At 61.1% G+C, this 16,838-nt stretch carries 17 protein-coding genes; 10 read left to right on the top strand and 7 right to left on the bottom strand.

The window, feature by feature from the left end; all coding sequences use genetic code 11:
* From JIN84_RS03900 to JIN84_RS03910, 3 genes are all read right to left on the bottom strand, one after another.
* A complete protein-coding gene (locus tag JIN84_RS03900; protein WP_200349694.1) occupies nucleotides 1–4,398 on the bottom strand; it encodes a DUF7133 domain-containing protein in 4,398 nt (1,465 codons plus the stop codon).
* A gap of 67 nt (nucleotides 4,399–4,465) precedes the next feature.
* Nucleotides 4,466–5,281, bottom strand: coding sequence for an NAD-dependent epimerase/dehydratase family protein (locus tag JIN84_RS03905; RefSeq protein WP_200349695.1), 816 nt, complete (start codon nucleotides 5,279–5,281; stop codon nucleotides 4,466–4,468).
* 24 nt (nucleotides 5,282–5,305) lie between these two features.
* Nucleotides 5,306–6,448: a serine hydrolase domain-containing protein gene (locus tag JIN84_RS03910; protein ID WP_200349696.1), complete on the bottom strand. Its 1,143-nt coding sequence runs from the start codon at nucleotides 6,446–6,448 to the stop codon at nucleotides 5,306–5,308.
* A gap of 21 nt (nucleotides 6,449–6,469) precedes the next feature.
* Here JIN84_RS03910 and JIN84_RS23190 point away from each other — a divergent pair, with 21 nt between their 5' ends.
* From JIN84_RS23190 to argB, 5 genes are read left to right on the top strand one after another with little or no spacing between them, the layout of a single operon-like run.
* On the top strand, nucleotides 6,470–6,598 hold the full coding sequence (locus JIN84_RS23190) for a hypothetical protein (RefSeq protein WP_267908156.1): 129 nt from the start codon (nucleotides 6,470–6,472) through the stop codon (nucleotides 6,596–6,598).
* 16 nt (nucleotides 6,599–6,614) lie between these two features.
* On the top strand, nucleotides 6,615–6,827 hold the full coding sequence (locus JIN84_RS03915; protein WP_200349697.1) for a hypothetical protein: 213 nt from the start codon (nucleotides 6,615–6,617) through the stop codon (nucleotides 6,825–6,827).
* 55 nt (nucleotides 6,828–6,882) lie between these two features.
* Nucleotides 6,883–7,851 (top strand): phosphotransferase, encoded by a 969-nt coding sequence (locus tag JIN84_RS03920; RefSeq protein WP_200349698.1) that lies wholly within the window; start codon nucleotides 6,883–6,885, stop codon nucleotides 7,849–7,851.
* On the top strand, nucleotides 7,848–9,191 hold the full coding sequence (locus tag JIN84_RS03925) for a hypothetical protein (RefSeq protein WP_200349699.1): 1,344 nt from the start codon (nucleotides 7,848–7,850) through the stop codon (nucleotides 9,189–9,191). Before JIN84_RS03920 ends, JIN84_RS03925 begins: the two co-directional genes overlap by 4 nt.
* A 13-nt stretch (nucleotides 9,192–9,204) precedes the next feature.
* The gene (argB, locus tag JIN84_RS03930) at nucleotides 9,205–10,074 is read left to right on the top strand and encodes an acetylglutamate kinase (protein ID WP_200349700.1); all 870 of its coding nucleotides are present in this window, start codon (nucleotides 9,205–9,207) and stop codon (nucleotides 10,072–10,074) included.
* 71 nt (nucleotides 10,075–10,145) lie between these two features.
* Here the strand turns inward: argB and JIN84_RS03935 are convergent, their stop codons facing one another.
* Nucleotides 10,146–10,487: a hypothetical protein gene (locus JIN84_RS03935; protein WP_200349701.1), complete on the bottom strand. Its 342-nt coding sequence runs from the start codon at nucleotides 10,485–10,487 to the stop codon at nucleotides 10,146–10,148.
* A gap of 95 nt (nucleotides 10,488–10,582) precedes the next feature.
* Between JIN84_RS03935 and JIN84_RS03940 the strand changes: the two genes are divergently transcribed.
* Genes JIN84_RS03940 through JIN84_RS03950 form a run of 3 tightly spaced genes read left to right on the top strand, consistent with a single transcriptional unit; the run spans nucleotide 10,583 to nucleotide 12,485 of the window.
* Entirely contained in the window at nucleotides 10,583–11,260 is a 678-nt protein-coding gene (locus tag JIN84_RS03940; RefSeq protein WP_200349702.1) for a hypothetical protein, read from the top strand.
* Complete coding sequence (locus JIN84_RS03945; protein ID WP_200349703.1) at nucleotides 11,257–12,078, top strand: hypothetical protein; 822 nt, start codon at nucleotides 11,257–11,259, stop codon at nucleotides 12,076–12,078. The genes JIN84_RS03940 and JIN84_RS03945 overlap by 4 nt, the downstream gene beginning before the upstream one ends.
* On the top strand, nucleotides 12,075–12,485 hold the full coding sequence (locus JIN84_RS03950) for a hypothetical protein (protein ID WP_200349704.1): 411 nt from the start codon (nucleotides 12,075–12,077) through the stop codon (nucleotides 12,483–12,485). Before JIN84_RS03945 ends, JIN84_RS03950 begins: the two co-directional genes overlap by 4 nt.
* Nucleotides 12,486–12,537: 52 nt before the next feature.
* Here the strand turns inward: JIN84_RS03950 and JIN84_RS03955 are convergent, their stop codons facing one another.
* Nucleotides 12,538–13,590 (bottom strand): tRNA dihydrouridine synthase, encoded by a 1,053-nt coding sequence (locus JIN84_RS03955; protein ID WP_200349705.1) that lies wholly within the window; start codon nucleotides 13,588–13,590, stop codon nucleotides 12,538–12,540.
* Between the two features lie 113 nt (nucleotides 13,591–13,703).
* Here JIN84_RS03955 and JIN84_RS03960 point away from each other — a divergent pair, with 113 nt between their 5' ends.
* Together JIN84_RS03960 and JIN84_RS03965 are read left to right on the top strand one after the other, a co-directional pair.
* Nucleotides 13,704–13,913, top strand: coding sequence for an RNA-binding protein (locus tag JIN84_RS03960; protein WP_200349706.1), 210 nt, complete (start codon nucleotides 13,704–13,706; stop codon nucleotides 13,911–13,913).
* Between the two features lie 59 nt (nucleotides 13,914–13,972).
* On the top strand, nucleotides 13,973–15,100 hold the full coding sequence (locus tag JIN84_RS03965) for a PIN/TRAM domain-containing protein (protein WP_200349707.1): 1,128 nt from the start codon (nucleotides 13,973–13,975) through the stop codon (nucleotides 15,098–15,100).
* A 13-nt stretch (nucleotides 15,101–15,113) separates the two neighbouring features.
* On the opposite strand, the gene JIN84_RS03970 is transcribed toward JIN84_RS03965, so the two are convergent.
* Both JIN84_RS03970 and JIN84_RS03975 read right to left on the bottom strand, forming a co-directional pair.
* The gene (locus tag JIN84_RS03970; RefSeq protein ID WP_200349708.1) at nucleotides 15,114–16,514 is read right to left on the bottom strand and encodes a DUF2868 domain-containing protein; all 1,401 of its coding nucleotides are present in this window, start codon (nucleotides 16,512–16,514) and stop codon (nucleotides 15,114–15,116) included.
* A 24-nt stretch (nucleotides 16,515–16,538) separates the two neighbouring features.
* Entirely contained in the window at nucleotides 16,539–16,829 is a 291-nt protein-coding gene (locus JIN84_RS03975) for a ribonuclease III domain-containing protein (protein WP_200349709.1), read from the bottom strand.
* Nucleotides 16,830–16,838 lie beyond the last annotated feature (9 nt).

The following is a 16,838-nucleotide window of genomic DNA, read 5'->3' on the forward strand; positions in this document are numbered from 1 at the left end:
CTATTTCTCCGGGTGCGCCTTCAAATACGCCGCCACGTCTTTGGTGACGATGAGCTCACCCTTCATGATCGCCCAGTGGCCGGGGAAGGTGCAGACGTATTGGTAGGCACCTTCGGCGGCGGGCGCTGTCATGGCGAGGGTTTCGGATTTCCCGGCTTCGACGAGTTTCGTGGCCGCGAGCACACGCGGGTCGTTGTCCGGCACGTAGGCGCGGCCCTTGCTGTCGAGCTTGTCGGGGGCCTGGGCCTGCACGGCGGTGGCGACCTCCTGCAACGTCCCTGGTTGGACGAAGACGAGGTTGTGCGGCATGGCGTCCGGGTTTTCAAAGATCACCTCGAAGGGCTTGCCCGCCTCCACCACCAGACGGGCGGTATCGTAACGGAGCTGCTCGGGCACGGTCTTGAGGGTGATGACCTTCACACTCAGGCTGCCAAGCGACTTTCCGGCGGCTTCCGCTTCAGCGGGGGAAAGAAGTCCGATGAGCCGGTTCGCCACCTGGACCGTGGCAGTGTAGGTTGCCGCGGTGCGGCCTTCGGTGGGGATTCCGTTCGCCCAGGTGACCAACCCCTTCACGGCGATGGCGGCCTGCTCCTTGCTCCAGGCCTCCGCCGGAAGCACGGAAATGGTATGGGCGGCCGTGACGACCTCATCACCCTTCCCGACGAGGTTGGTCATCGCGGTGAAGACGGATTTTTCATTGCCCACACTGGCAAGCGCCCGGATGGCCGCGCGGCGGATGGTGCCGAGCGCGTCGCGCTGGAGGGCGATCTGGTTCACATCCTTGGTCGCGGCGACAGAGCCTTTTTTGAAAATCTCGCCGTGTTTGCCATCGAACACCGTGAGATCGAAGCCGTCCATGCGGGTCCAGAACTCCTCGTCGGTGCGGTTCCAGATGGAGATGGATTCGACGGGTTGTTCGGAGCCGAGGTCGAGCTCCCACCAGGGATTCTCGATGTTCTCGCGGGTGTGGGTGGTGGAATCCTCACCATAAACACCGGTGGTTTTCCCATCAATGGCTCGGCCCGCGTCCCCGTCGAAGCCGGTGTTGATCTGGCTGGCCTTACCTGCGGAGGCGATGTTTTTCCCGCCGCTCATCACCTGGACTTCAGCGATGGAGAGGGTGCCCGTGCGTGGCAGGGCGATACGGATGTAGCGGCCTGAGACTCCTTTCTGGTTCTTCACCGCGGCATTCAGTTCAGGGGGGAGTTCCGTGAGAAGTTTGCCGACGGGTGCGAATGCGGCGGCGCGGAGCTTGGCATCCGGCACCAGCGGCAGGGCGGTCAGAAACGCGGTGAGGGCTTCCGGCGACTTGCGTGCGGCCTTCCACGCGGGCTCCAGCGAACCGTCCGCCACGATGGCCGCCGCAGCCGCACTGCTGGAAACAGCGCTGCCCGTGGCCGCGAGTTCGTCCAACGGGCCACGGATGCTTTTCAGATCCGCCGGAGATTGCTGAAGGAGCAGCTTGCAGAGTGCCACGGTGCCGGCGTCGTCCTGACGCGCCTGGCTGGCAAGGATATTGGCAAGTGTCTGCGCGCTGGAGGCTTTTTTAAGCGCCGCGAGTTCCGCCAGGGCCTGGGTCCTTTGTGGAAGTTCCACGTCCGGGCGGGTCAGCATCGCCGTGAGCGTGGCCGCGGATTTCGGCAGCTTCGGCAGGTCGCCGCTGGGGACGGAATCCAGCAGAAAACTGATACCGGCCGGGTTGTCCGATGCGATGTCCTTGCCCTCGGCGATGGCGTTCTGCCACCAGGGCTTGAGCTGGCGCATGGTTTCCTTGAAACAATAGTCGAGGTAGTAGTCGGTCGGTTTCTTGAGAATGGCGAGGGCCACATCCGCCGCGGCGGTCTCGCGGAAAAAGCTGGCGACACGGACGGCCTCGAGGCGGACGCGCGGCGATTCATCTTCGGCGGCGGTTTTCAGCGAAGCCAGCGCATCCGGCACGCGGTCACGCCAGTAGCCGAGCACGCGGACACCCTGGGCGCGGGCACGTGGTTCGGGAGATTTGAGGACCCGCTTGAGCAGGTCGATATTCACGATGTTGTGCCACTGGTGGACCCAGAGCGCTTCCAGCAGGTCGTGCTCGTAGGTGGGGGCCTTGGCATCGAGCGTCTTCACCCATGCGACGGCGGCATCGGCGACCTGTCTGGCGTCGTGTTTTCCAAGCTCGATCTTCGCGCGCAGGCGGACGTCGTTTTCCGGCTCCTTCAGCAGGTCCAGCAGCGCGGGTACCGGCTGGCCGTCGATTTTCTTCGGCACCATCAGCGGACGCCCCTGATAGGTGATGCGATAGAGGCGGCCGTGCTGGTGGTCCCGGTTCGGATCGCGGAGGTGGTGTTGCAGGTGTCCGATGAGCATCTGCGACCAGTCCATGAAATAGAGCGAGCCGTCCGGCGCCACCGTGATGCCGGAGGGGCGGAAATTCGGCACCTTCTCGATGTCAGAGGAAATGAGATGCTCCAGTGTCTCGCCCTTGAGGCCCGAGCCCTCCTCGGTGATTTTCGCACGGAAAATCCCCTGGATGCTGATGACGTTGGTATTGAGGAAAAGCCCCTGCCAGTCGTCCGGGAAATGGCGGCTTGTCAGAATGGCCGTGCCGGGGCACGGGCGGGAAGGACGGTCCCAGAATGTCTTCATGCGCGCGTGGGCACCCGAATCAAGATGACCGCTCATCGCGGGGCCGAAGTAGTTGTCGTTCCCGGTCGCGTCGGTGATGAGGTCGTTTCCCCAGTAGTCGAAGACACGGCCATGGGGATTCGCGAATCCGTAGGGAGCGTGGCGGTCGAATTTCCCGGTAACCGGCTCGTAGCGGTAGATCGCCCCGTCCGTGTTCCGGATAGGCCCGTTGAAGGTTTCCACATTGCTGCGGTGGAAGATGCCGTCGCTCAGATACATCGCGCCACCGGGCTCGTAACAGATCGAGTTCGTTTCATGGTGCGAGTCCGCGGCATCGAGTCCGTGGAGCAGACGCTCGCGGGTGTCCGCCTTGCCATCACCGTCGGTGTCGCGCAGGTAGATCAGGTCCGGGGACTGGATCATGATGATGCCGTCCTTGTAAAACTGGAAGCCGGTGGGGCAGTTCAGGCCATCGGCGAAGGTGGTCATCTTCGCGACTTTTCCGGTCTTCGGGTCGAGGTCGAAAACAAGCAGCTTGTCGAACACCTTGGTGGTCGGAGAGGTTTCCGGATAGGCTGGCCATGCGGCGATCCAAAGGCGGCCCTTGGTGTCGAAGCTCATCTGCACCGGGTTCACCAGCTCGGGAAATTCCTTCTCGGAAGCGATGAACTCCACCTTGCAGTTCGCGGGAAGCTTGAGGTGCTTGATGACCTCCTGGGGATCGTCGTAGGGAACTTTTTCCGGCCTGTTGGTCGGGGTGGAGCTGACGGGCGGGAGATTATCATCAGCGACCTGCAGCGTCCCCCCCCTGGCCACGGCCCAGACGAGCTTGTCCCGGTTGGCGGTTTTCACATCACGCTGGGCGAGTTCCTGATTGAGGATCGTGTTGTTCGTGACACCCTCGTAGGCGATGAGGCCACGGTCGCCGAAGATGTTATACTGGTCCACCGTACGGTAGCGGTGGTGCCATTCCTTGTTCTTTTCCAGAACCGCCGCCTTGATTTTCGCTACCAGCGGGTCGGTTCCGGGCACCGGATCCTTGCCAAAGACCGCCTTGAACTGGATGGGAGCCAGCAGCGCGTCGCCTTCGTCCGTCAGGTGGATGCCATTGATGGAAAGCGGGTGGTCGGTTTTTTCAAACAGCTCTTGTGAAGGTTTGAAAAGATCCACGAACGGCACCCCGTTTTCCTTCGCCACCTCCGCCATGGCCTGGGTGTAGAGGCCGAGGTTCCGGTTGTTTTCCGCACCGTCGGAGAAATTCGGGTTTTTCAGGTCCTCGTGGGCGATCGGGGAAAAGAGGACGATGCGCGGGGCGCTCTCTCCATTGTATTTCGCCGCTTTCAATTTCCCCAGATAGGCCGCCAGGTTTTTGCGGAATCCGTCCAGCCCCTGCGGGCCCCGGAACGATTCGTTGAAGCCCCAGTAGGCGAAAATCACGTCCGCTCCGAAATCGGCGCCGGCCTGGTATTTCAAATCCGGCTTTCCCTCCACCGTCGTCTCGCCCGTCTTCATCGCGAGAAACCAATCCGTGGAAGGCACGTCCTTGGAACGCGGGTGGACATTGATCTCATCCGCCGCGAATCCAAGGTTCCGCACTATGAGATCCGCATCCGGATAAGCGCGGTGGATGAGCGCCTCGAACGCCGCCTGGTGCTGTTGACGGTCCGCCAGGCCACTGCCGACGATGGCGATGTGGTCGCCCTTTTTGATGTCCAACAACTGTCCGAATGCCTGGACAGGGTAGGACACGGCAAGAGCGGCGATGCTGATTCGGAAGATGGGTTTCATAGCGATGAGCTGATGATCTACTGCGAATAAAGCGGGAGTTATTCACCAAACCTGTCCCCTAAAAAGGTTACAGTGGAGGCTTGACCGGGAAAAGCGTGGGAGCGGCGTCGAGAAATGACGGGAAAAGCGGCTGCCACCCCGTGGCACGCAGCCTGGCATTGCCGACCTGTTTGTGGGTCCAGCCGCGCTTGCGGTTGAGATCCCTCGGACCACTGGGTGGCAATGGCTTGGAAAAGATCCGCCCTAGTCCGGTATAACATTCGAGCTGGGTGAGAGGCGTGGAATCGCTGAGGTTGAAAATCCCTCTCCGGCTTTCCGCGCCCGCGAGATGGAAGATGGCACGCGCCGCGTCGTCACGATGGATTTGGTTGAGGAAACGGCCCCCGTCCTCCTCGATCATCGCCTCGCCACTGAGGAATTTCCGTAAAATGACGCTGCGGTCCGGTCCGTAGATGCCCGAAAGCCGGGTGACGATGCCACCGGCGGCGAGGATGACGGCCTCGGCCTCCAGCAATAATCTTCCGGTTCCGCGGTCCGGTGACGCCTCGCTTTCCTCGGTGACGACCGAGCCGTCCACCTGTGCGTAAACCGAAGTGCTGGAGGTGAAAAGCAGCGGCGTGCCGGGGAATGCGTCGGTCAAATTCCGGCACCCCTCCACATAGACATGCCGGTAGGCCTCCTCACCGCCACGGCCCGAGGCGGCGCAATGGACGATGAAATCGGCAGGTGGCAGTCTTTTCACATCCTCCGGACTGCCGACATCACAGGCAAGCGAACCGCCTCCACCAGAGAGAGAAACGGCCGTGACCTCCCAGCCCCCCGCGCGGAATTCGCGGGTGATGGCCTGGCCCAGATAACCGTGGCCGATGAGGAGCAATTTCATGGGGTCTGTCGGAAACCTGCGGCTTTATTTGGCAGCGGCGTTCTGGAAATCCCGGCGGATGTCCGAGCCATCCGAACCGCCTTGATTGGTGAAATTCGCCCGTTGGATCAGCAACAGGTAGATTCGCTTCTTCACCGGATCGATCCATGCCTGGGTGCCGAAGAGTCCGCCGTGGCCGAAGGTGCCGGACGAGAGCGCGGCGGTGATGCCCTGGGGCTCGCGCACGACGCACCAGCCCAGACCCCAACCGTTTCCGGGAGTGAATCCGGTGGCGAGATCCCCGCTTTGCACCGTGGTCATTTGTTTCACGGTCTCGGATTTCACGTAACGTTTCCCGCCTGATTCTCCCCCGTTGAGGATCATTTGTGCGAATTTGGCGTAGTCTCCGGCGGTGGAGAAGAGGCCGCCATTCGCCATGGGATAGCGGTTTTTCACCCAAGGCGGGCTGCCGCCGAGGAAAAACAGCGGAGCCTTTTCGAGCTCCCCGGCTTCCGTCCGCTTGTAGGCGGACGCGAGGCGCGAACTGGTTTCCTCACCGGGATAGAAACTCGTGTCCTTCATGCCGAGCGGATCGAACAACCGCTCCTGGAGAAATTCCGGAAAGGATTTCCCCGAAACCACCTCCACCACCCGGGCGGCGGTGTTGATTCCAGTCTGGCAATACGACCACTTGCTGTCCGGAGCGAACTGCAGGGGCTTGGCGGTGAAGAGGGGGACCAGATCCTTGAGCGTGGTGACGCCCTTCACCTCCTCGCCTGACAGATCGCTCAGGCCGCTGCTGTGGGTGAGGCACTGCTTGATGGTGATGCCGGATTTGTCGCCGCTGAACTCCGGCAGATATTTCGAGACCGGATCATCCACCGAGAGTTTTCCCTCGTCCTGCATCATCATCACGGCGGTGGCGGTGACAGGCTTGCTCATGGACGCGATCCAGAAAACCGAGTCCTCCGCCATCGGCTTTTTCGAATCGATGTCGGAGAATCCGTCCGCCGAGAGATGGAGGATCTTTTCCCCGTCGGCCACGAGCGTGACCGCTCCGGCGATTTCCTTCGCTTCGATGAAGGAGCGGATGCTCTTCGCCACCTCCTCATTGACCGGCGGAGCGGCATGGAGCGGAGACACCAGCGCACAAGCGCACAGAACCGACAGACCCAGGTTTTTTGTCATGTCGTGAGGCAACTGAAAATCATGACCGCCGACAATCCTGAAAACGGGGCCGAGCTTCCGGAATATGAAATGGGACGCCGAAAGACAGACTTTCCCCCCGGCGGCGTTATTCCGGTGATCCGATCCCGTTATTGTTTCCCGATCCTTTGAAAAAGCGCCCTGATCCATGAGCAACTTCATCTCCACCCTCATCGCCGGGACCCTTTTCGGCGCGGTCGGTCTCGGAGCGTTCGGCTATGGGAAAAAACTCCGTCTCTGGCAACCACAGGTGATCGGCGCGGGATTGATGCTCATCCCGTTCGTGATTTACAATTTTTGGATGCTTTGCGGCCTGTGCACGGGCCTGCTGGTGTTGCTTTGGTTCTACCACGATGAGTGAACCCACCGGATTTCCCTTGGAGAATCACCCTTTTTCACTCTAGTTTCCCGCGCCCATGCCAACCGAAGCGATCCTCTCCACCACGCGCCAGTTCCTTGGTGTGGACCCGGCCGTGCCCATCACCCTGGAGCCGATCAAGCGCGGCGCCTCGGGCCGGACGATCGTGCGGGTGAAAACCGCCAGCCGCGAGCCGTTCATCGGAATCCACTGGACGGAGGAGCGTGAGGACAATTCCCAGTTCATCCCCGTCGCACAGTTCCTGAAACAGGCGAAACTGCGCGTTCCGGAGATCATCCATGAGCGGGCCAGGTACCGCGTCGCGCTGGTCGAGGACCTGGGCGACAAGGACTTGCTGTCGTTGAAGGATCGCCCGTTCGAGGAGCGGCTGCCGTATTACCGCTCGGCCTTCGAGCAGGTGGACAAGCTGTTTTACGCGAAGCCGGCGAAGGATTTCCACCTCATGCCCCCTTTCGATGCCTCGCTCTACCGTTGGGAGCAGGAGTATTTCTTTGAATTCATGGTCGAGGAGTTCCTCGATCTCTACGGAGTGGCCGACGGCTTGAAAAAAAATCCCGTTTTCAACGAACTGGCCGAACGCCTCGGCACCGTCGCCCGCCACCTGGTGCACCGCGATTTCCAGTCGCAGAACCTGATGATCAAGGACGACAAGGTCTGGCTCATCGACTTCCAAGGCTTGCGCCGCGGCCGTCAGGAATACGACCTCGCCTCGCTGATTTTCGACCCTTACCTCGACCACACCGCCGAGGAACGCGAACAGCTCCTCACACTCTGGGAAGACATCGCCGACGAGAGGCCGTTGGAAAAGCTCTTCCACGAATGCGCCGCCCAGCGGCTCATGCAAGCCCTTGGTGCTTATGGCAATATCGTGAAAAACCGTGGCGATGACTGGTATCGCCCCCACATCGCCACCGCCGCCCGCCTGCTGGGTGAAGTCACGGCGGGAACCGCTTTGGAAGCACCGCTGGCACCTGTCCTCTCGGCGATCCGTAAAAAGAATCCGTGACCGGTTCGCTCCAGCGCCGTCTTTGCGTTCTGCTCGCCTCCTCGGCAGCGGCATTCGGCGTCTGGAAATCCGTCCCCGGCACCCAAGCCGACCGCGTCGCCTTCACCTCGGTCGTCAGGGGATTTGCAAATCCTCCCTTGTTCGTCGATGGCGGCGGGACCCACGCGGCCCCTTGGAAATTACGAACCTTTTCCTCCGAATCCCGGCCGGATCCACGGGAGGCCCCGGTCATCGTGTCGCTCGGCGATGACTTGGAGAACTTCTTCCAATCCAACCCGCCCGCGCCCATCGACTTCGCGGTCATTTTCAGCAATTTCCAACGTCTCGGGGCGAAAAAAGCGGCGAACGCCGCCGTACTCGCATGGGAAAACCCGGACCCGATCGCCTTCATCGCCTTCGAGAAATCCATGGAGGGCTTTGATTCCCTCGTGCTCGCCGCCCCGCTGTCACGGGGTGCCGTCGCCGAACCGATCCCTCCCGCCTTCCGCCGCGCGTCCGTGCCGTTTGCCTCCATCGCCGGAGATGGCTCGGACATTCCCAAGGTCAACCGCATTCCCCTGCCCAATGTGGCGCTTGGCCGGAACAAGCCGACCGCGGGCTTCTCGGTGCTCGAATCCGAGGAATCCTCGACCAATCTGCCGCTTCTCGCCCGCTGGGAAGACCGGGTGGTCTTCGCATTTCCGCTGCTCACCATGCTCCAGCGGCTTGATCTGCCCGTGGAAGGCATGGAAATCCGCCCAGGAGAAGTCATCAGGCTGAGCCCGCAAGGCCCGGTCGTTCCCATCGACCGCTATGGCCGCCTTGCCACGCCGGGCCGCCAGCTTTCCGCCATCGCCGAGATTTCCGCCGAGGCCCTCATCAATGGAGGTGATGATCTTTTTCCGAAGAACGCGCCGGACCCCGTCATCCTCCGGGACGACCGCACCGCCGCCGAGCCGGCCACACGGGCTTTTTCCCGCCAGCTTTCCACCACCATCGCCGCCATCGCCTCCGAGAACGGCCTCGCGCCCAGCACCGCATTTCCCAGACTACCACAGAATTGGGAACTGGGAATCCTGGGTGTCGTGGTTCTCTTTCTCACCGCTCTCTGCGGCGCGGGAAATTTCACACGCACCGTCACCTTCATCGTGCTCGCCGCCTTCATTCTCATCGCCCAATGGATCGCGCTCGGCATGGCGTCCACGTGGCTGCCGGGACCGGCCATGCTCGCCGCAGTGCTTGGAGCCACCCTGGTCTCTCTGGTGATCGGGGTGAAATCCACGCCGCCTGGCACCATGGAATCTCCACAGGTGCCTTCCGGAGAATCCCGCAACTCTGAAACATTGTCCGAAAAATCCTGACCCCGAACCTGCCATGGATCCCACCGAAAAAGCCGATTCCCTCATCGAAGCACTTCCCTACCTGCAAGCGTTCAGGGGGAAAACATTCCTCATCAAAATGGGTGGCTCCGCGATGGAAGATCCCGATCTCGTCGCGAAGGTCATGCGCGACATCGTTTTCCTCGAGGTCGCCGGCATCAATCCCATCGTCGTCCACGGCGGAGGCAAAGCGATCTCAGCCGCGATGGAGGCGGCGGGGCTCGAAGCGAAATTCGTGGGGGGCTTCCGCGTCACCACGGATGAGGCCATCGACATCGTCTCCCGCGTTCTTTCCGAGGAAATCAACCCCGGCCTGGTCCGCATGATCCGAAACTTCGGCGGCAAAGCCGTCGGCATCCCCGGCAACGACGTTTTCCTCGGGGAGAAGATCAAGGGCACCGACAGCGAGGGCAGGCGCGTCGACATCGGCCGCGTCGGCGAGGTCGTGGGCTGTCAGATGGCCCACATGGACGCCGCGCACCACGCCGGCATCGTCCCCGTCATTTCACCCCTCGCCGCCGAGCTCGCCACCGGCCGCCCTCTGAACATCAACGCCGATCTCGCCGCCGCCGCGCTGGCGAAGGAGCTCCGCGTCGCGAAGCTCGTCTACCTTTCCGACGTCCCCGGCCTGCTCTCCGATCCCAAGGACCCAAGCACGCTCATCAAATCCGTCACCCGCAAAGAAGCGGACGCCATGATCACCGATGGCACCATCTCCGGCGGCATGATTCCGAAAATCCGCAGCGCCGTGGACGCGCTGAACGCCGGAGTCCGCAAGGTCCACTTCGTCGATGGCCGCCTGCCCCACGCTCTCCTGCTGGAAATCTTCACCGACGGTGGCGTCGGTACTGAAGTCGTGAGATAGACCGTGGGTGCCGCGACGAACCACAGCTTCGGCATCGCCGGCGGTTGGACAGGCATGGCCAGGAACCCGATTCAGTCCAAAAACCCGCTGCCGGCCAGAACCAGACAAAGAATCATTACCAGGATCACCTGGCAAAAAATATAGAAAGCAATCCAACCGACCAAGTTGAAAGATTGCTTCCATTCCGCGCCTGCCAGTTTGAAGTCGCTCCATCCGGCACCGACGAGGAACAACCCGATCACAGAATAACCGAGAAGGTCTGCGATGGCCGGGTCCAACCCAAGGCGTCGCCCCACAACCGCCACGATCCCGCCAAAAAGGAAAAAACTTGTGGGAATCAGCCAAAGGATCACACGTAGCCAGGAATAAACCGGGTTTACCGGGAACTGTTCCGCTGATTGCTCTTCATTCATCGATTTGGCCAAGGCTGCCGTCCGGTTTGGACTCAAACCCGGACTTCGGGATCTTGCCAAAACCGAATGTGTCTGACAACCATCATAAACAGTCCATGAAACCCTCCGCCACCGGCCTCGTCGCCATCGTCTGGCTCGCCGCCGTCAGCCACGCCGCCGCCGGGATGACCGTGGTCACACTCACCGACGTGGCCCGCGCGCGCATCGACGCGCTTTCGTTTTTTCTCTTCACGTATCTGGTGATCGCCTGGGTGGTGAAACTCATTTGGAACCAGCTCGCCAAAACCTTCACCTCCCTGCCCCGGCTGAAATATCTCCAGGCTCTCGGCGTGGTGTTCATCACCGGACTGTTGTTCTACGTGGTGCTCACCATGATCTCCGGTGCCCGTGAACTGCTCACACCGGGAGCATGGGAAAAACAGGGAACAGGCTACCGTATGCGTGAGGGCGGCCCCGCCCTGCCCGACAAGGAAGCCCGCAGGGAAGCGCTGCGTGAAATTCAAAGCGTCATCTGGAGTTATGCCAAAAGCCACGAGGGCAACGCTCCGGCAAGCCCGTTCGTGAAGGACATCGATCCCGCCCTCTGGAGTTTCCAAGGTGGCGGACTCTACTGCCTGATGCCGGATGTGAAACCCGGCGTGGGACGGGACGTCCTGATCTATGAACCCTCCTCCGCAGGTGCGCGGAGATTCGTGTTGCTCGCGGACGGCAGCATCGAGGACCGGCCGGAAGGAACCTTGAAAACCCAGCTCAACGAGCAATTGAAACGGTGAACGAAAAAACGACCGTGGATGGAAACGCATCTCCCGGACGACGGCTGCTCCGGATCGCCTGGATGGTCGTGGGATTGTTGGTTGTGTCGTTCCTCTTCCTTCTGGCGGCCGTCCGCAACCGCTTCATCATCGAAATCCCGTTTCACATCACATTGGGCTGGTTGTCGCATGCCCATGAAGTCTCGCCCGCGCTGTCAACCGGCGCGCGTTCGATTCTCCTGCCCGCCTGCTGTCTTTGTCTCGCCGGGATCCTGCTCCACCGCTTCGTCCGGAATACGCTTGTTGCTAAAGAAACATCAATCATCTGGCGTGCGAAGGACACCATCGCGTCCCTGTTGCTGCTGTTGTCGGGCTGCGCCGCCGCCATCGCCCTGAGCGGAGTGGCGCATCAGATCGCATGGCTGGCAGGCTCTCCCGTGATTGAAGACCGCAGCAGAAAAACCAACATCGTCGTCGCGATGAACAATGCCCGCCAGTTGGCATATTCCATCGATGAATTCGGAGAGACCAAAGGCCGGCTCCCGAATTCACTGCGTGAACTTGAGAATGAATCCGAGGCGGAATTTCGTGGAACCTCGCCAATTGCGTGGTTCCGGAATCGGTGGGACAGTGTTCCCGAGCCTTTCGTTCTTCTCCATCCGGGTGGTGCCATACCGAAAAAAATCGAACCGCTGATCGTTTCTCCTGTGATTCCAAACGACGGTAGGATTGTCGTTGGATATTCGGACGGCAACGTGACAATCGTGCCTCAGGAACAACTGGGGGCCATCCTGCGGGGACTGGAAACGCGTCAACCCCGACAGCCGGAAGCACGATGAAACTTTTCTGGAAAGCGATCCGGTTCATCGGAACCATTGTCCTGATCCTGGTGGGTCTGTTCGTGACGGCAAACTTACTGTATGTTTTCTCTCCCTACGGTGGCTATGATCTCCTGTTCCTGGAGTTTGTTTGCGGCTTCTATTATTTCCTCGGCGAGAACCTCCCTGCCATCTCCTGGGACGCCGGCACATGGGGACCGGGAGTTGGCGCGTTTTTGTTGGCCACGGTCGTGATACATCGATTTTTAAAATCATGGTTCACCAGGAAAAGCCGCCACTGGAGCCTGGCCTCGACCTTCTGTGTCATGGCGCTGCTGCCGGTCTCATTCGCCATTTCATTCATCGTGCCGGGTGTGATCCTGCAGTGGGAACTGCTGAGGCAGGTGCATTGGATTGAAGTACGCTAGCGGGAAGCAAAAACATGCCACAGGCTCTGGCGCGGGCTTACCGTAAGTTCATTCATTTGGCGGGCAACTCCGCCCTCGCGTCCACCAGCGCCTCGAATCCGCAGAACAGCTTCGAATCCACCGGCGGTTTGGCGGGGAGCGGGGTGTCGTGATCGAGGTGGCGTTTGCAAATCTCCTGGAAATCCTCCGGCGTCTTCATCCGCCGCATGTCATGCTCGAATTCCCCCTCCAATCCGTGGCTGATATAGGACAGGGTTTTCTTCATCCGCTGCACGTGGGCCATCGCGTTGAACTTCTCGGTTTCACGACCGATTTCATCATAGAGTTCCAACACATATTCCCATAGATCGCGATAGCTGGGCGCGGGTGCTGGCTTGCCTTCGAAGGCGGACGCCAGTTGTGTGAAGATCCATGGATTCCGGATCGCCCCACGCCCGACCATGAGGCCCGCGGCGGCGGTTTGTCCGAGATAGGAAAGACCCGTTTCCACATCCACCACATTCCCGTTCGCGATGACGGGGCATGGCATCATCTCCACCGCCGTGCGCACGCGGTCCGGATGGACGGGGGTCTGGTAACGTTCCGTAACGGTGCGGCCATGGATGGTGAGACCGTCGATGGCGTGGCTGCGGAAGATTTCCAACAGCTGGGGAAACTCCTCCGGCGTGGTGTAGCCGACACGTGTCTTGACGGTGAATTTCCCCGGTATGGCCTCGCGCAGCGAACCGATGAGCCGGTTCACTGTTTCAGGGGTCCGCAGGAGCCCTCCTCCCGCATCCTTGCGGCAGACGATGGGCGCGGGGCAGCCGAGATTCAGGTCGATGCCGGCGATGGGATATTCCGCCAGTTCATGTGCGGTGCGGATGAGGCTGGGCAGATCCTTGCCGATCATCTGGGCGAACACCGGCCTGCCTGTTTCATTCTCGGTGATCGAACGCAGGATGTAGCGGTTCAGATGGGAATCCGGGTGCACCCGGAAGTACTCGGTCACGAACCAGTCCGGCGCGCCCCGCCGTGCGATGATCCGCATGAAGGGCAGATCCGTCACGTCCTGCATCGGCGCGAGCACCAAAGCGGGGCGGTGGGTTGGAAGGAAATCACGCATGGAAAAATGGCCCGCATCGCACAGCGCGCGCGTTCCGGGGTCAAGAAATTCAATTGACTTCCACTGTGTGCACTGGATTCTACGTTTTAGTTAAATTAACACGGGAGGACGAATTGGACGCTGATTTACTACACACGGAAAAAATTCTCGCGGACCGGAAAACATTTTACCTGGACCTGAAACAGAACTCGCGCGGCATGGTGGTGAAGATCACCGAAGACGTGGGAGGCAACCGCGACACCATCATGGTACCGGCCGAGATTCTGGGAGATTTCATCGCCGCCCTGACCGACATCAAGCTGACGGCGGACGAGCAGGGGTGACACCGTTTGGCCTTGCTGAAACAGGAGGAACGGAAAAAGGTATTTCTTAAGTTCTTCCCATGGCTTCCCATCCGTCCGTCAACGTCGCCCGCCTCATCTACCTGTTAGTATGTGAGGCGGCGGGTGTGGCCATCGCCCTCAGCACGAAGGGGCTGATGGACATCTCCATCGGCACCGGTTTGCTCGGCGGGCTCGGAGTCGCGGCGTTTTTCATCTGGATCGAGTCGTTGATGAAAAGCTTCACGCTGCGGGGATTCTCGACGGCGAGCTTCGGACTGGGGGTGGGCTTGTTCTGCGCGTGGCTGCTCACGCGGGTGGAAATCACGGGACTGCTGGAGCTGGCGTTCCGGAACCGGTTGCAGGATGAAGGCGGCGTCGCCGGGGTGGAGCTCGATGTGCTCCGCCTGACCATCAATGTCACGTTGTTCGCGAGCCTCGGTTTCCTCGGTGCGGTGCTGGCGTTGCGGAGCAATCGCGACGACTTCGCATTCATCATTCCCTATGTGAGGTTCCGCCAGGATTCGTCCACCGGCCAGCCGGTGGTGCTGGACGCGGAGGCCGTGACGGACGGACGGGTGCTGGCGATCTTCCGCTCGGGATTTCTCCACGGCCGGTTGATCGTGCCACGCTTCGTGCTGGATGACCTGCAGGCGCGTGTCGCGGCGGGCACCAATGGCGAACGGCAGCGCGCCCAACGCGGTTTGGACAGTCTGGAACTGATGCAGAAGGCCACGGACATCAACGTGTCCATCCATGACACGCTGGTCAGCGGGGAATCGGACACGCTGAACACCCACCTGATCGAAACCACCCGCCTGCTCGGCGCGCGCCTGATGACCGTGGATGAGAACCTGGCGAAAATCGCAAAAATCCAAGGGGTGGACGTGTTGAACATCCACGAGCTTGATGACGCTTTGAAGCCCGCTGTCGCCGTAGGCGAGCGGATCCGGCTGGCCCTCGTCCGGACGGGCAAGGAAGACCACCAGGCCGTGGGCTACCTGCCCGATGGGGCGATGATCGTGGTGAACCATGCGGTCTCCAAGATTGGTTCCACGGCGGATGTCATCGTCGTCAGCACCCTGCAGACAGCCAGCGGGACGATGGTCTTCGCCGAGTTATACAAGCCATCGGGCATGGCAATCCGGACGGCCGGTCCAGGCGTCCTGCCCGTACCGGCGGAACGTTGAATGCGGGGATCGCTCAGGCGGAGGGGATCGGGGCAAGCTCCCGTGATTCGTAAAAATAGACTTCGGCCGCCGCGTCGCGCAGGGAGTCCACATATCTCTCCCACTCCTGCCGCTCTTGCGCGGTCACGGCGGCGGGTTGATTCCCCGGGCCCGCGTTCGCGACGAGAAACTTGATGGAAGTCCCGGCACGGGTGCAGGAACGGATCTTCGCATGCAGCGCGTTCATGCGTGGCGGGGCGAGCGACCAACCTTCCGCAAGCAGAACGACTCCCGCGGGCGCTTTTGCCAGCGCGCCTGCGGCCTCGTCTTCTTTCCCCGAATCCAACACCGCGACCGGCAGCCATGCCGCAGGGTGGACCCGCAGCCGTTGCAGCAGAAACGGCCGCAGTTCGGATTCCGGCAGGCCTGTGCCACCCACGTCCAGCACCAGCACGCCATCGAGCGGTTTTTCATCCGTTTCCACACGACCGCTGCCGGTGATTTCCCGCCACAACGCCCGGTGGTGCCGGCCTTGGAAATCGAGACTTCCGAGGGCCTTGTTCCCCGCGCGATGGGCGACGCACCAGAGCACCGCACGTGGCAGAAGACCCCACACCAGCACCACCAGATGAAGGAAAAACCACCAGGATTCATCCACCCGCAGCGAGACATGCCGGCCCGGACGCCAGCGCGAGGACTCGATGACCTCCCTGCCGGGCACGGCATCCGGAGACCATGCCGCCCAAGGCGAGGACAGGAACCTCACCGCGTTTTCCAAGATCGAGCGCATGGCGGACTCGGTGGTGCTCTCCCAATAGAAATCCACGTGCCTGACCAGAACCAGACCCGCCAGCCCGAGGATGATACCGAGATTGAAACAAATCCCCGCGCCTTGGACCATCCTGGCGAATCTCCAGAGCAATGCGGCACGCGGCGCGCCGCCGCTATCAATCAGCGGGTGCCACCACGTGTCATCGCGATTCCCGCTGAAACGGCGGACCGCCTTCCCTACCAGCGCCTGCATGGCGCTGAATCCATCCCCGGCTTTCCGCCGCAACAGCCATGCCAGTGTGGCAAGCAGGAGCACCAGCCATTGACCACCGATGAGGATCGCGAGAAAGAGCGTCACATTGATCCCGCCCCGGTCACGATCCAGCAGTCCCGCTACGGCGGTGATCCCGGTCACCAACATGAACAGCCCCAGCCCTCCGCCCACAAGCGAGAGCGCCGATGAGAATTTCCTTCCCGCGGATTTTGTTCCGGCGGCTTCAAGCCAGACGCGCAGGCCGAGACGGCGCGCCGCTCCTCCCTCCGACCCGCCTATGGCCTTCAGCACCTCGTGGCGGGTCTCGCCGGTTGTTGGGGTGGATGAAGCGACCGCTTGTTCGAAATCGACCAAGTTTTCCAATGTCCACCGCTGTGTTTCCTTGGCCATCGAATTGGGTGGACCTGAACGCGATCAGCCTTTTTTCGCGATCTGCTTGCGGAAAAGGGGCACCAGTTCGGCGTCCATCCAGGTGAATGCGGCGTCGAGGCCACCGGCGAGGTAGAGTTTTCCGATGGATGCCTCCACGCGGGTAGGGTTCCCGAACGCGCTCAGGAAGTCATTGGAAGTCAATCGGGTAAACCACTCACCATCCATCGCGTTTCGCTCACGGAGGACAAATTGGCGGGCGAAAAGTGCTAGCACGGCATCGCCGACCCAGGCTGCTTCACGTTCTTGGCGGAGTTCTTCGTCTTTACGGCTCACGCGGAGAGA

Origin of the sequence: Luteolibacter yonseiensis, from assembly GCF_016595465.1 — a bacterium.
GTDB classification, from domain to species: Bacteria; Verrucomicrobiota; Verrucomicrobiia; order Verrucomicrobiales; family Akkermansiaceae; genus Luteolibacter; species Luteolibacter yonseiensis.